A 13613-nucleotide genomic window follows, 5' to 3' on the forward strand; every position below is an offset into this window, starting at 1 on the left:
TTCACGGCGCCATCCCCTGCTGCGGCGGGAAGAGGCATCGCAGCAGTACGGGCGGCATCGGCACGCCGTCGTCCGAGAGCGTGTAGCGGATCCCGACCGTGTCGTCCACCGTCATCATCCCCGCGAAAAGCGAGGGAGGGGTGATGCCGAAGCGGCTCATTTTCGTTTTGAACGTCCCCGAAATCACCCCATCTTCCATACGGTCCGGCGTGGCGGCGACCTGCGTTTCATGGCTTCCGATGCGCATCACCCCTTCCAGCGAACCGTCCTCTTTTTGGGCCCGCAGCGTGAAAAGAACGGGACACTCCCGGTCGACGCCGAAAGCCTCATAGGCGTCGTTGTCCAGCGCCTCGTTCCCGCTTTTGAGCGTTTCGATGACCAGGGCGACCTGCAGCGTGTCGACCCTGCCGTTTTCCTGCACCATGTAAACGCGGACACTCTCCGACGCCAACTTCCAGTCATGCAACGAGGAGGTGCCGTTGACCTCAATGCTCCCTGCGGCCCATACGGTCTGCATCACGACCATCAAAAACCAAATAGCTTTCATCGCTTCTCCCCCTCCTCGGAACACGCGGGGCGCCTCTTTTCCGCACCGCGCCATTGTAAAAAGTGTAACACAAAAATGCCGTGCGGCCGGAGAAAGAGACAGCGGTACCGCCATATGGCGTTCTGCCCTCTTTTGCGCTTTTGCGCGCAAAGTGCCATAGACTTGCACTTATGAAACGCACTATCGACGCCGAAGAGATCCGGATCCTTTTTTTTACCACCTACTTTCTTTACGGCAGAAGCAAATACGGCAGCAGCGAGCGGGGAGACGTACGCCTGGGGAGGATGGGGGCGTACCGGGGAGTGATGCAGCTCTGCCGCGCGGCGATGGACGCCCCTTCGCCCTGCCTGCGCAGTGCGATGATCGAGGGGTGCCGCCGGCTGGAAGCGCAGGCGGAGGGGCTTCCCGAAGGCACGTTCAAAACCGCCTACCTCGAAACCCTTGCCGTCTTGCAGCGGCGCATCGCGTAAACCGAAAGCGGCCTAGAACATCCCCATCATCGAGGTGCGGCCGAACTTCTGCACCAGCATTGCCGCCGTCCCGCCGCGCTCGTTGGCGATGGAGGTATCGGCCCCGGCGTCGAGGAGCGTTTTGCACAGCTCGGGCATATCGTCCATGATGCTCTCCATCAGCGGCGTCCAGCCCACGCCGTCTTGTTTGTTGATGTCCGCGCCGTGGGTAAGCAGGTACGCCACCATGTCGCGGCGGTCGCGGCGGATGGCGATGTGCAGCGGGGTCCAGCCGTACTTGTTCTGCAGGTTGATATTGCCGCCGTTTTCGAATACCGCTTCGAACGCTTCAAGGTCATTCATGTAGACAATGTCCTCCAGCAGGTCGAACAGTCCCCCCTCGGGGTGGGAGGCGTAATCCAGAATGCGCTCTTCGATCTCCGGCGCCATCTTGTCCAGGATCTCCAGTTTATGATCGTCCATTCTCGACTCCTTGTTAAATGTAAAGCTTTTCCTATTATACAGTCCGCCGCTTTTTTATACACCCGCGCTACCCCCGCCGTAGTCGTTTTGTGATGTAATGAGAGTACAATAGCAAAAACCACGGACGAACGGAGTTTGGCAGAAATGATGGTTTTTATACTGCTTTTATCACCGATGATTGCGGCACTGGCACTCTTTGCCCTCCCCTCGCTGCGGGGGCGCTATGCCGTGGCGACGCTGCTGTTCGGCGTGCTCTCGGTAGCGGCCCTCTCTCTCTTCCTGCACCCTGAAGCGCAGCCGTTCGCCATTACACCGGGAATGGGCACCCTGATCGAGGCCGCCGACATCGTTTTGCTCTTCTATTTCCTCTTCCAGGGGGTAAAACACCGCTCCCCTCCGGTTCTGCTGCTCGCGTTGATTCAGCTGCCGCTCTACCTCTGGGCCGTTGCGATCACCCCGGCAGAGGCCCCGGCGCTGGTCGTGGACGATCTCTCGCGTTTCATGTTCCTCATCATTAACATCGTCGGCGGCGCCATCGTCCTCTACGCGGTCGAGTATATGCGCCGCGAAAAAAGCAGTGAAGGGAAACAGCGCCTTTTCATCGCCTATCTGATGCTCTTCCTCGCCGTCATGAACGCCATCGTCATCGCCGACGACATCCTGCTCTTCTTCTTCCTCTTCGAGATGACGACGCTGGCCTCTTACCTCCTGATCGCCTTCCGCGGCGATGCTGCCGGCCGCCGGAACGCCCTGCGCGCGCTCTGGATGAACCAGGTCGGCGGGGTGTTCCTGCTTTTGGGCGCCCTGGCCGCAGCCTACGGGCCGGGCAGCGCGACCTTCAGCGGCCTGCTGCAGGGCGGCGGCGGGCTGCTGCTGCCCGCCCTGGCCCTGCTCGCCATGGCCGCCCCGGTCAAGGGGGCTTCGCTCCCCTTTGACGGGTGGCTGCTCGGCGCCATGGTCGCCCCCACCCCGGTCAGCGCCATGCTGCACTCGGCGACGATGGTCAAGATCGCCCCCTTCCTGCTCCTCAAGCTCGCCCCGGGGCTCGGAGGCACCCTGCCCGGTACCCTTTTGGCCCTCTTCGGCGCCCTGGTCTTCGTCGCCGCTTCCTACCTGGCGCTGTCGCGCAGCCTGCTCAAGGAGATCCTCGGCTACTCGACCGTCGCCCTGCTGGGGCTGATGATGAGCCTGGCCGCCGTCGGCACGCCCGAGAGCATGCAGCTCGCGATGGCGCTGATGCTCTTCCACGCCCTTGCCAAGGCGCTGCTCTTCCTCGCCGCGGGCGCGCTTGAGAAGGATTTCGGCCTCAAAGACGTCGAGCAGATGAAAGGGCTGCTGCAGTACGCCCCCCGCAGCGTCGGTTTCCTGTTGTTCGGCTTCTTCTCCCTCACCCTGCCGCCTTTCGGCCTCTTTATGGGGAAACTCTTTGCCATCGCCTCCGTCGCGTCGCTGCTGCATACGCAGCCGTGGTTCGTCGTGGTGCTGACGGGCATCGCCGTCGGCAGCGCCCTGCTGGTGCTGCTCTATTTCAAGATTGCCGCCGCACTCCTCGCCGCCGCCCCGGACACCCTCACCATCGAACGCGAAATGATGCCCCCCGGCTTCGCCGCCCCGCTGACCGTTTTGACCCTGCTCAGCCTCGCAGCGGCGGGCGGCTACATGCTGCAGCAGCACAGCAGCCTCCTCTGGCTGCTGGCGCTGCCCGTACTGATTGTCGCCCTGCTGCCGCTGCTGGCGCGCTCCCTTCAGCGCTTCGACCGCGTCATGCCTTACCGCTGCGGTGAAAAGAGCGAGTTTGACGGCGCCCTCTTTTACGTAGAACCTTCGGCGGCCGCGGCACGGAGCCTGCAATGGGGCTTCGGCCTGTTCTTCGCCGCCGTGGCCCTCTCGGGAGCGCTCACATGAGCTGGGTCATGATTCTCCTCGCCCCCCTGCTCGGCGGCCTCGTCTACGGTGCGGAGCGTGTGCTGCGTGCGCGGATGCAGCGCCGTCAGGGACCGCCCCTGCTGCAGCCCTTCTATGACATGTTCAAGCTGATGGACAAGCGCACCCTCATCATCCATGCTCCCCACGCCCTGCTGGCGGTGGCCCACTTCCTGCTGCTCTGGCTCGCGGTGGGGGCGCTTTTTGCCGGATGGAACCTGCTCTACATCGTCTTTTTGCACCTCTTCGCCCTGATTGTCCTGGTCCTGGCGGGCTACAGCGTGCGCTCACCCTATTCGCAGGTGGGAGCCAACCGCGAACTCGCCGCCCTGGCCGCCTATGAGCCCATATTGGTGCTCCTCGCCGTCGGCTTCTACCTCGTCTCGGGCAGCTTCGACGTCAGTGCGATCCTGGAACACGGCGGCTACCTGGCACAGATGCCGCTGCTCTTCGCCGCGCTGCTGATCATCCTGCCCATCAAGCTCAAAAAGTCCCCCTTCGATACCGTCGAAGCGCACCAGGAGATCGTCGGGGGCGTCGAAGTCGAATACAGCGGGCTCTTCTACGAGTTCCTTTACATGGCGCGTTTCCTGGAGTACCTCTTCGTTTACGGCCTTGTTTTCCTCTTTGCCGGGGCGTCGCCGCTGCAGGGGGTAGCGCTCGTGCTGGCCGTTTTCCTCCTCGTCAATCTCGTCGACAACGCCACCGCGCGGGTCAGAACCGACCAGATGATAAAGATCATCTATGCCACGGCGTTTATAATGGCAACAGCCAATATCATCTGGATCAGCCTATGAAATTTTTCAGCGCCTTTCGGAAAAAATCCCCCTGGATCCTCCACTACAACGCGGGCAGCTGCAACGGCTGCGATATCGAGATCCTCGCCGCGCTGGGACCCCGCTATGACCTGGAGCGCTTCGGCGTCATCAATACCGGCAACCCCAAGCAATCCGACATCTTCCTCGTCACGGGCCCCGTCACCTACCGCTCCCGCGAACGGCTCGTGGAGCTCTACTGCCAGATCCCCGAACCGAAAGTCGTCATCGCCGTCGGTTCCTGCACGGCGGCGGGCGGGGTGTTCCGCGGCATGTACAACGTCGAGGACGGCATCGACCGCTACATCCCCGTCGACGTCTATGTTCCGGGCTGCGCCTCCTCGCCCCAGCTCATCATCGACGCCCTCGTGGAAGGGGTGCAGATTCTGGAGACAAAGAGCAAGGCGATCGAAACCCCCTTCAAACTTTTCGGCGCCGTCGAAACGATTGCCGGGAAACTCAGCCGCCTCAAAATGGCACGAAAGGTCAACGATGCAGAAAATTGAAACGACACTGGACGCGCTGCTGGGTGACCTTGGCGCTTTTTACGACCCCAAAACATGGCACTTCCTCACCGTCAACGGGATCGACCTGGGCGAGGGGAAAATAGAGCTGCAGTGGATCTTCTCCCGCTACGGCGCCAAGAACGACGTTGTCGTCTACTACGCGCTGAGCGACTACGATACCGCGGTCCCCTCCGTCGTGCCCGTCATCCCCTCCGCCTTCCTGGGCGAACGGGAGGTCGTCGATATGTTCGGACTCCATGTCGAAGGGACCGCGGGCGGCCTCTACCTCGACGAAGACTCCCAGCCTCATCCGCTAAGGGGGGATGCATGAAGAAAACCGTCCAGATCCCGCTGGGGTCGCAGCACATCTCCCTGCTCGAGCCCATCCGTTTCCAGTTCGAGTGCGAGAACGAGACCATCGTCGGCGTCGACGCCGACGTGGGGTTCGTGCACCGCGGCGTCGAGCAGGCCTGCACCACCAAGTTCGACTTCAAACAGGTCGGCTTCGTCGTGGCGCGCGTCTGCGGGCTTTGCGCCATCACCCACTCTCTCTCCTACACCCTCGCCGCGGAGAAGCTGCTGGACTTTACTCCGAACGACCGCATCAGGTACCTGCGGATGCTGATGGTCGAACTCGACCGCATCCATTCGCATATGCTCTGCCTTGCGCACACGGCGGAAAACGCCGGCTTCGAGGCGCTCTTTATGCAGATCATGGGCGACCGGGAGCTCGTGATGGATATCCAGGAAGCCATCAGCGGCAACCGCATCCAGTTCGACTTTATCGCCATCGGCGGCGTCACCCGTGACCTTACCCCCGAGATGGTCGCGCTGCTGCACAAAAACCTCGACCTCCTCTTCCACAAAATCTTCGACCTCATCGAGCTCTTCGAATCCAACTGGTCCCTCTCGCTCAAGTACAAAGGCATCGGGGCGCTCTCGCTGGAGGAGGCGCAGATCTACAACGCCCTGGGCCCCCTCGCCCGTGCCGCCGGGCTGGCCACCGACGTGCGGGTGGAGACGGATGACTTCCCCTACGAGGCACTGGGGTACGAGATGATGCTTGAAACGGGCGGCGACATCCATGCCCGCAACCGGGTGCGGCTGCGCGAGATCATGAACTCCATCGCGATGTGCCGCAACATTGTCGACAACCTCCCCGCCGGGGAGATCATGGAGAAGGCCAAGGGCAAACCGAAGGGCGAGGCGATTGTACGCGTCGAAGCGCCCCGGGGCGAGCTCTTCTACCTCGTGCGCGGCGGCGGGCAGAACATGCTGGAGCGTGTCCGGATCAAGACCCCGACCTTCTCGGGCATCCCTGCCATGATGGAGGTGTTCAAGGGTAGCCGCTACGCCGACGCCCCGGCGATCCTCGCCTCCTTTGATCCCTGCATGTCGTGTACGGCGAAGTGAGTTGAAAATGCATGAAAAGCAAATCATGATGTCCAGCAAAGTCCGGCTAGCCGGGCGGGCCCGCCGCCGAGGCGAACCCAGTGTTAACGTAGGTCAAGGGGCTTGGCTCCTTGAGCGTGTGAAAACTTTAGAAGTACCCTGCATGTCCTGTACGGCGAAATAGGAGGAGTCTATGTTCAGATCGATGTTCAACGCCTTTGCGAACCTCTTCAGACCCGTACGCACCCACCCTTATCCCGCCGAACCGATGCCCCTGCCCACGGCCTGGCGGGGGCTGATAGAGTATAATGAGGAAGCATGCATTTTCTGCGACAAATGCGAGAAAGCGTGCCCGCCCAAATCGATCCGGTTTTTCCAGCATGAAGACGGGCGCAAGGAGTACCGCTACAACGCCTGGCTCTGCATCTACTGCGGCGAGTGCGTGCGGGCCTGTCCCAAACCGGAAGAGGCACTGTGGCAGAGCGAAACGAAGGCTCGTCCCGCCGTCAAAGCGGACAACGTGAACGGCGGCTGGTTCGACTGGGAAGCGGAGTGCGCCCAAAGCCGCGACGATTATGCCGCGGCCAAAAAAGCGGCGAGGGCCGCCAAGAAAAACGAAGGAGCCTGATATGCGTATCGTTATCGTCGGCGGCGGGATCGCGGCCGCGTATATCGCCAATGCGATTAAAGAGCAGTCGCCCTCCCACGAAGTGCTTATCGTCACCAAGGAGGCCCATCCTCCCTATGACCGTATCCACCTCTGCGCGCTTGTCAGCGGCAGCACCGATATCGACGAGATCGCCCTGCCCCTGCCTGCCGATGTGCAGGTGGAGCTGAACGCCGAGGTCACCAGCCTCGACACCGGGGCCAAACGCATCTTTACCGCTTCCGCTTCTTATGCCTACGACAAGCTCATCCTCGCCACCGGTTCCGAGCCGCGCCGCCTCTTCGACACGGCAGGCCTCACCAACGTTGCCACCTTCCGCAGCGCCGACGACAGTGACTGCATCGCACAGCGGATCGTTGGCAAAAACGTCGTCATGATGGGCGTAGGCCCCATCGGGCTGGAGCTGCTCGATACGCTGAGCACCTTGGAGGGACCGGAGCATATCTATCTCGTCTCGCGGGGGAACCATCTTTACGACAAAGCCCTCACCCCCTCCGCCGTGGCGCTGATGAAACGCATCTACGAAGGCGCCGATCCCCGGGTCCATATCCTCTTTGAGGAGGAGATTACGGACAAGGTGATCGAAGGCGATACGATTACGAAAATCGTCATGAAAGAACACACCATCGACAACCCCTTTGTCATCTTCGGTGTCGGCATCTCCCCCGCCGCCGCCTTCGCCAAAAGCGCCCTGGAGACGGACAAGGGGATCCTGGTCGACGAGCATATGCGCACCTCCGATCCCGACGTCTACGCCGTCGGCGAAGTGGCCCAGCTTCACAACGGCTATATCGCCGGACGGGTCAAGGAGTGTACGCTCCAGGCCGACGCCGCCGTCGCCGCCATCCTCGGGGTCGAAGACGAAGGGTTCCGGGACTTTGTCACCATCGACGGCCTCAAAGTCGGCTCCTTCCTGCTCGCCGACGTCACCTCGACCGCCTATGAGCCCAAGGACGAAGCGAACGAGGACATTGTCATCGCCTCGAAGGCGGAGGGACGTATCGACCAGTACATCGTCAACGACGACCGCCTCGTGCGTTTTATCGGGATCAATACCAACATCGACGTCCTGGCCCTCAAAACGATGATGGAGGAGGCCAAACCGGTCGACCCGGCTTTCTTCTACGACAACCGGCTGGTGAGCGAACGCGGACGCCTGATCTGCAGCTGCGCCAGCGGCTACGAACAGGACCTCGTCGCGCTGATCAAGGAGAACTGCATCGAGAGCTTCGCCGACCTCAAACCGCTGAGCGAAGCGGGGCGGGTCTGCGGCCGCTGCAAGCAGGACGTCGTTAAGCTCATCGCCGACACCCCGGTCGACCCCGAAGAGGCGGCCCGCCTCAAGGCCGAGCGCGAAGCGGCGGCCCAAGCCGAGGAGATGGCGAAGGTGCAGCGGCGCATCGACAAGTTCAACAAGCTGCACCCCGCCAACCGCATCGACAGCGAGAACCTCGACGAAGCGCTCAAAGCCTTCGACATGAGCAGCGAGTTCAACCGCTGGGTCTCCATGATCACCGCCAATATGCGGCTGCACCCCTCCTACGAACCCCTGGTGGGCCAAAGCATAGAACAACTCAACAAAATCCCCATCATCTGGCTCGAACTCGCCGACTGCAGCGGCAACTCCGAAGGGTTCATCAAGTCCGCCCACCCCAAGGTGGATGACCTCATCCTCAAATACATCTCCCTTGATTACCACGAACTGCTGATGGCGGGTTCGGGGGACCAGTCGGAGCTCTCCCTCGACGGGGTGCTCAAAAACGACAAGGGACGTTACATCCTGATGGTCGAGGGAGCCATTCCCCTCGGCCTGGAAGGAAAGTTCCTGCGCATCGGCCCCAAGGGCGAAACGGGGCTGGAGCTACTGAAGCGCACGGCGAAAGACGCCGCGGCGGTCTTCTCCATCGGCTCCTGCGCCTTCGACGGGGGTGTCGTCGCCGCCGCGCCCAATCCCACCGGCGCCGTCGGCGTGGCGGAGGCGCTGGGGCGGGACGACATCATCAACCTGCCCGGCTGCCCGGTCAACCCCATCAACATCGTCGGGACCCTCCTGCACTACATCATGTTCGACGAACTCCCCAAACTCGACGAAAAAAACCGCCCCGAATGGGCCTACGGTTTCCGGGTCCACGACAACTGCGAGCGGCGCGGCCACTACGACCTGGACGAATTCGTCCTCGAATGGGGCGACGAAGGGGCGAAGAAAGGGTGGTGCCTCTTCAAGATGGGCTGCAAAGGGCCCTATGCCGATCTAAACTGTTCGCTGGTAAAATTCAACGAAGGCACGAGCTGGCCGGTCCAGGTCGGCCACGGCTGTTTCGCCTGCGGCCAGGGCAAGATCGCCTTTGACAAGTACGCCAACAACCGGCCCCTGCCGGAAGGGGAAGAGGAAGAGATTCATGGCCACTAAAAAAATTGTTATAGACCCCATTACCCGCATCGAGGGGCACCTGCGCATCGAAGTCGAAATCGATGAAAACAACACCGTCAAAGAGGCGTGGGCCTCCGGCCAGCTTTTCCGCGGCATCGAAACCATCCTCAAAGGGCGCGACCCCCGGGACGCCGGCCTCATTGCCCAGCGCATCTGCGGGGTCTGTACCAACGTGCACTACCGCGCCTCCATCAGTGCCGTCGAAGACGCCTACGGCATCGCCCTGCCCCCCAATGCCGAGAGTATCCGCAACCTCGTCACCCTCGCGCTCTTTGTCCAGGACCACATCGTCCACTACTACCACCTGCACTCCCTCGACTACGTCGACGTCGTCAGCGCCATCTCCGCCGAGCCCGACAGGGCCGCAGAAGTGGCACAGACCTATCATAACTACCCCTACCGTACGTCGACGGGGCATATGAGTGCCGTCAAGGAGAAGCTGACCTCCTTCGTCAACGCGGGACGCCTTGGGCTCTTCGCCAACGGTTACTGGGGGCACAACGCCTACCGCTTCACCCCCGAGCAGAACCTTATCCACATGAACCACTACCTCGAGGCCCTGCGGGTCCAGCGCGACCTCAGCCGGGCGGTGGCGATCTTCGCCGGCAAGACGCCCCATCCGCAGAACCTTGTCGTCGGCGGCGTCACCAGCGTCGCGGACATGCTCAATCCGCAGCGTCTCAACGACTTCATGTTCATCATCAAAGACGCCCGCGACTTCATCGAGCGCGCCTACCTCCCCGATATCAAAATGGCGCTCGAGGCCTACAGGGACGATATCAAAGCCGGCACGGGGCGCGGCAGCGGCAACTTCATGGCCGTGGGCGGCTACCAGTTCGGACAGGAGCAGCAGCTCTTCGAGGGGGGAACCGTTTTCGGGCATGACTTCGGCAGCGTCGAACCCTTCGACGAACAGTACATCACCGAAGAGGCGTCACGCTCCTGGTACGCCGATGACGCCCCGGTTGCGCCCTACGACGGCAAGACGGAACCCTTCTATACGAACCTCAACAAAGACGGCACGCTGAAGACGGAGGGCAAATACAGCTGGGTCAAGGCGCCGCGCTACAAAGGCAAGCCCATGGAGGTGGGGCCACTCGCCAGGATGATCATCGGCTACCTCAAGGAGTCCCCGGTCATCAAGCCCTACATGGAGCAGTTCATGAAGGAGACGGCCCTCGAACTGATGGACTTTTCGACGACGCTGGGGCGTAACGCCGCCCGCGCCGTGGAGGCGCGGGTCTGCTGCGACTACCTCTTCGATTTCTGCAGCGACCTGATCGAGAACATCAAGTACTACGACGAGGAGACCTGGACGAAGTACGACTTTGCCGCCCTGCCCAAAGCGGCGCAGGGGCGCGGCATCTTCGAGGTACCCAGAGGGGTACTCGGCCACTTCATCCGCATCGACGACGCCAAGATCGCCAACTACCAGGCGGTGGTGCCGACGACCTGGAATGCATCGCCCAAGGATGAAGGCGGTGTCCGCGGCCCCTACGAAGAGTCGCTGGTCGGCATCACTCTCGCTGACCCTTCTGCGCCGCTGGAAGTACTGCGGGTCGTGCACAGTTTCGACCCCTGTCTCGCCTGCGCCGTCCACGTCATTAACACCAAGGGCAGAGAGCTCTCGCACTACAAGATCGCCGCGGCGTGCGTACTTTAAAGAACGGCATCCGAGCCAAGCCCGGATACCTACGCTAACGCTATGTTCGCGTTGTCCTCACTGCGTTGCGAAATTCCGCTTTGCTACATCGGCAGCAAGCCCGCGCACAGCTAAACCGTGCTAACCCTTATCTTCAAAAACATTTGACGCAATCTGTTTTAGGCCCCCTCTAACGCAGCAGACGTTATACTTCCGTCATCTATTCATTGAGGGGAATACGTATGGAACTTTGCGTCGCGCTCGATCTGCCGAGCATGGAAGAAAACCTGGCACTGGTGGAAAAGATCAAGGCCTACCCGGTCTGGCTCAAAGTCGGGCTGCGCGCCTACATCCGCGACGGCGAACCTTTTCTCAAAGCGCTCAAAGCGATCAACCCGGACGCGAAGATCTTCCTTGACCTCAAGCTCTACGACATCCCCAACACCATGGCCGACGCGGCGGAGTCCATCATGGGCCTGGGCGTCGACATGTTCAACGTTCACGCCAGCGCGGGCAAACGCGCCATGCAAACGGTCATGGAACGCCTCTCGGCGTATGAGAAACGCCCCCTCGTTCTGGCCGTCACGGCGCTGACCTCCTTCAGCGAGGAGGAGTTCGGCGACGTCTACAACAGCGGCATCGCCGCGACGGCGGACAAGTTTGCTCAGGACGCACACGAAGCGGGCCTGGACGGCGTCGTCTGCAGCGTCTTTGAAAGCGCATCCATCAAACGTATGACCAGTAGCGACTTCGTGACTCTGACCCCGGGCATCCGTCCCTTCGGCGAGGACGCCGGCGACCAGCAGCGCGTCGCCACGATCGAAGCGGCCGAGGCGGAAAAAGTCGACTTCATCGTCGTCGGCCGTCCCATCTACCAGGCCGAAGATCCCGCCGCCGTCGTCGCAAAGATCCTCGAACGCCTTTAAAGAGTCGGCGGCACACTTTTTAAGCGAAATATTATGTCTGTCTGATTATAATCTCACTCTCATTTTTGAGACTTGGACAGGTGGGTGAGAGGCTGAAACCACACCCCTGCTAAGGGTGCGTACGTCCTGCGTACCGAGGGTTCGAATCCCTCCCTGTCCGCCACTCACATCGATTCCGGATTAGCTCAGCGGTAGAGTAGGTGACTGTTAATCACTTGGTCACTGGTTCGAATCCAGTATCCGGAGCCATTTTCTTCGACGCTTTTTCCTTTACTCTTCGTTGTCAACAAGCTCATGTACATGAGTACACTTCACTTGTCTCCGCCTCGATTAAAGAAAAAATCGTCTTCGAAAATTTGCTTATCCAAAAAAACATGCATTTAGCATCTTTTTTATCGGAATATCGTTGTCAACAAGCTCATGTACAATAGTAAGCTTCGCACTGTTCCGCCTTGATTTTAGAAAAAATCGTCTTCGAAAAATTCTTTCATAATCTAAATTCAAATTGATTGAGAGTGTATACTCGGCGCCTAACGCTCTTCGGCCTCTTTGCGGGCCTGTTCGCGCAGACGGTCTTTCTTGCTTTTTTTCTTTCCCTTTACCGGGGCCGGACCTTTTGTCTTTACCGGTGCTTCGCCGGTCAGTTCGAAACCTTCGACCCGCTCGCGGGGCAGCCGGATCTTCGCGCGTTTTTCGATGACTTTGAAATGCGCCTGCGTCTCATGGTCGATGAACGAAATGGCCGTGCCCGACTTTCCGGCGCGCCCTGTCCGTCCGATGCGGTGAATGTAATCCGCCGGAGAACGCGGGAGGTCGAAATTGACGACGCAGTCGATATCGTCTACATGCAGTCCCCGCCCGACGAGATCGGTGGCAAAGAGGATACGGAACCGCTTTTGTTTGAAATCGTCCAGCGTCGCACTGCGCTCCTCCTGCGTGAGGTCGCCGTGGAACGACTCCGCCGAAAAGCCGTACTTGCGAAACTTCGCGGCGATATTGTCCGCCGCGCGCTTGTTGGCCATGAAGACCAGGACCTGTTCCCACGGTTCGTTCTCCAGCAGGTGCCGCAGCAGCGGCCCGCGCTTCTCGCGGTCCACCTCGATAACGTGCTGGTCGATGCTCTGAACCGTCGGTGCTTCCGACGCAAAGGCGACTTCCACGGCCTCCTGTGTAATGCGCGATGCGATGGTCTGCATCTTTGGCGGGTAGGTTGCGGAAAAAAGAAGGTTCTGCCGTTTTTCTGGAAGCTGCGGCAGAATAAGATCCAGCTCTTCGGCAAAACCGAGATCGAGCATCTTGTCCGCCTCGTCAAGGACCAGGAACTCCAGGTGCGAGAGATTCATCTGCTTCTTGCTCAGTACATCGATGAGCCGCCCGGAGGTCGCCACGACGATATCGCACCCCTGCTGTACGGCGTAGAGCTGGTCGCCGATACGCTCGCCGCCAATGATGCTGACGACCTTGGGCAGCTTCGGCAGGAAAACGCCAAAGGTCTCGAACGCCTGCGCCACCTGCAGCGTCAGCTCCCGCGTCGGGGTCAGCACCAGGGCCTTGATCTTCGCCTTGCCCTCCCCTTTGCGCTGCGACCAGAGCTGCAGCAGCGGCAGCACGAAGCCCGCGCTTTTGCCGCTGCCCGTCTGCGCCCGTGCCATGACGTCCCTTCCTTCGAGCACCAGCGGGATCACCCGCTGCTGTACGGGCGTCGGTTCCACGTAGCCGTTCTCCCGCAATGCGCGTTCAATCGCGCCGATAAGTCCGAGTCCGTTAAACGGCATAAAGCTTTCCTCGTAGTTTGTTAGACGTATTTTAGGGGGTTTGAGCTTTAACGCGTA

General features: G+C 60.7%; 13 protein-coding genes and 2 tRNA genes. 12 read left to right on the top strand and 3 right to left on the bottom strand.

The window, feature by feature from the left end; genetic code table 11:
- Position 1: 1 nt before the first annotated feature.
- Entirely contained in the window at positions 2 to 547 is a 546-nt protein-coding gene (locus WCY31_RS08925) for a hypothetical protein (protein ID WP_345972111.1), read from the bottom strand.
- Positions 548 to 717: 170 nt separating this feature from the next.
- Between WCY31_RS08925 and WCY31_RS08930 the strand changes: the two genes are divergently transcribed.
- Positions 718 to 1017: a hypothetical protein gene (locus WCY31_RS08930; RefSeq protein WP_345972112.1), complete on the top strand. Its 300-nt coding sequence runs from the start codon at positions 718 to 720 to the stop codon at positions 1015 to 1017.
- Between the two features lie 12 nt (positions 1018 to 1029).
- Here the strand turns inward: WCY31_RS08930 and WCY31_RS08935 are convergent, their stop codons facing one another.
- Positions 1030 to 1479, bottom strand: coding sequence for an ankyrin repeat domain-containing protein (locus WCY31_RS08935; RefSeq protein ID WP_231018581.1), 450 nt, complete (start codon positions 1477 to 1479; stop codon positions 1030 to 1032).
- A gap of 144 nt (positions 1480 to 1623) precedes the next feature.
- On the opposite strand from WCY31_RS08935, the gene WCY31_RS08940 reads away from it, so the two are divergent.
- The 11 genes from WCY31_RS08940 to WCY31_RS08990 all read left to right on the top strand — a co-directional run bounded on the left by WCY31_RS08940 (position 1624) and on the right by WCY31_RS08990 (position 12030).
- Positions 1624 to 3384, top strand: a complete 1761-nt coding sequence (locus tag WCY31_RS08940; RefSeq protein ID WP_345972113.1) for a proton-conducting transporter membrane subunit — start codon at positions 1624 to 1626, stop codon at positions 3382 to 3384.
- Entirely contained in the window at positions 3381 to 4199 is an 819-nt protein-coding gene (locus WCY31_RS08945; RefSeq protein WP_345972114.1) for a complex I subunit 1 family protein, read from the top strand. The genes WCY31_RS08940 and WCY31_RS08945 overlap by 4 nt, the downstream gene beginning before the upstream one ends.
- A complete protein-coding gene (locus tag WCY31_RS08950) occupies positions 4196 to 4723 on the top strand; it encodes an NADH-quinone oxidoreductase subunit NuoB (RefSeq protein ID WP_345972115.1) in 528 nt (175 codons plus the stop codon). The genes WCY31_RS08945 and WCY31_RS08950 overlap by 4 nt, the downstream gene beginning before the upstream one ends.
- On the top strand, positions 4710 to 5054 hold the full coding sequence (locus tag WCY31_RS08955) for an NADH-quinone oxidoreductase subunit C (RefSeq protein WP_345972116.1): 345 nt from the start codon (positions 4710 to 4712) through the stop codon (positions 5052 to 5054). The genes WCY31_RS08950 and WCY31_RS08955 overlap by 14 nt, the downstream gene beginning before the upstream one ends.
- Complete coding sequence (locus tag WCY31_RS08960) at positions 5051 to 6136, top strand: nickel-dependent hydrogenase large subunit (protein ID WP_345972117.1); 1086 nt, start codon at positions 5051 to 5053, stop codon at positions 6134 to 6136. Before WCY31_RS08955 ends, WCY31_RS08960 begins: the two co-directional genes overlap by 4 nt.
- A 172-nt stretch (positions 6137 to 6308) precedes the next feature.
- Positions 6309 to 6743: a 4Fe-4S dicluster domain-containing protein gene (locus tag WCY31_RS08965; protein WP_345972118.1), complete on the top strand. Its 435-nt coding sequence runs from the start codon at positions 6309 to 6311 to the stop codon at positions 6741 to 6743.
- 1 nt (position 6744) lies between these two features.
- Positions 6745 to 9192 carry a hydrogenase small subunit gene (locus WCY31_RS08970; protein ID WP_345972119.1) on the top strand — a complete coding sequence of 816 codons (2448 nt, stop codon included), beginning with the start codon at positions 6745 to 6747 and terminating at the stop codon, positions 9190 to 9192.
- Positions 9182 to 10876, top strand: a complete 1695-nt coding sequence (locus WCY31_RS08975; RefSeq protein WP_345972120.1) for a nickel-dependent hydrogenase large subunit — start codon at positions 9182 to 9184, stop codon at positions 10874 to 10876. The genes WCY31_RS08970 and WCY31_RS08975 overlap by 11 nt, the downstream gene beginning before the upstream one ends.
- A gap of 221 nt (positions 10877 to 11097) precedes the next feature.
- Positions 11098 to 11781 (top strand): orotidine-5'-phosphate decarboxylase, encoded by a 684-nt coding sequence (gene pyrF / locus WCY31_RS08980; RefSeq protein WP_345972121.1) that lies wholly within the window; start codon positions 11098 to 11100, stop codon positions 11779 to 11781.
- 74 nt (positions 11782 to 11855) lie between these two features.
- Positions 11856 to 11944: transfer RNA gene (locus WCY31_RS08985), tRNA-Ser, on the top strand.
- Between the two features lie 11 nt (positions 11945 to 11955).
- Positions 11956 to 12030 (top strand) — tRNA-Asn (locus WCY31_RS08990).
- Positions 12031 to 12311: 281 nt separating this feature from the next.
- Here WCY31_RS08990 and WCY31_RS08995 read toward each other — a convergent pair.
- Positions 12312 to 13556: a DEAD/DEAH box helicase gene (locus WCY31_RS08995; RefSeq protein ID WP_345972122.1), complete on the bottom strand. Its 1245-nt coding sequence runs from the start codon at positions 13554 to 13556 to the stop codon at positions 12312 to 12314.
- Positions 13557 to 13613: the final 57 nt, after the last annotated feature.

Source organism: Sulfurimonas sp. HSL3-1 (assembly GCF_039645995.1).
GTDB lineage: Bacteria > Campylobacterota > Campylobacteria > Campylobacterales > Sulfurimonadaceae > Thiomicrolovo > Thiomicrolovo diazotrophicus.

Bases quoted from the DNA above. Each gene is read 5' to 3' on its own strand.
- WCY31_RS08925 (WP_345972111.1), bottom strand. From the start codon at position 547: ATGAAAGCTATTTGGTTTTTGATGGTCGTGATGCAGACCGTATGGGCC.
- WCY31_RS08930 (WP_345972112.1), top strand. From the start codon at position 718: ATGAAACGCACTATCGACGCCGAAGAGATCCGGATCCTTTTTTTTACC.
- WCY31_RS08935 (WP_231018581.1), bottom strand. From the start codon at position 1,479: ATGGACGATCATAAACTGGAGATCCTGGACAAGATGGCGCCGGAGATC.
- WCY31_RS08940 (WP_345972113.1), top strand. From the start codon at position 1,624: ATGATGGTTTTTATACTGCTTTTATCACCGATGATTGCGGCACTGGCA.
- WCY31_RS08945 (WP_345972114.1), top strand. From the start codon at position 3,381: ATGAGCTGGGTCATGATTCTCCTCGCCCCCCTGCTCGGCGGCCTCGTC.
- WCY31_RS08950 (WP_345972115.1), top strand. From the start codon at position 4,196: ATGAAATTTTTCAGCGCCTTTCGGAAAAAATCCCCCTGGATCCTCCAC.
- WCY31_RS08955 (WP_345972116.1), top strand. From the start codon at position 4,710: ATGCAGAAAATTGAAACGACACTGGACGCGCTGCTGGGTGACCTTGGC.
- WCY31_RS08960 (WP_345972117.1), top strand. From the start codon at position 5,051: ATGAAGAAAACCGTCCAGATCCCGCTGGGGTCGCAGCACATCTCCCTG.
- WCY31_RS08965 (WP_345972118.1), top strand. From the start codon at position 6,309: ATGTTCAGATCGATGTTCAACGCCTTTGCGAACCTCTTCAGACCCGTA.
- WCY31_RS08970 (WP_345972119.1), top strand. From the start codon at position 6,745: ATGCGTATCGTTATCGTCGGCGGCGGGATCGCGGCCGCGTATATCGCC.
- WCY31_RS08975 (WP_345972120.1), top strand. From the start codon at position 9,182: ATGGCCACTAAAAAAATTGTTATAGACCCCATTACCCGCATCGAGGGG.
- pyrF (WP_345972121.1), top strand. From the start codon at position 11,098: ATGGAACTTTGCGTCGCGCTCGATCTGCCGAGCATGGAAGAAAACCTG.
- WCY31_RS08995 (WP_345972122.1), bottom strand. From the start codon at position 13,556: ATGCCGTTTAACGGACTCGGACTTATCGGCGCGATTGAACGCGCATTG.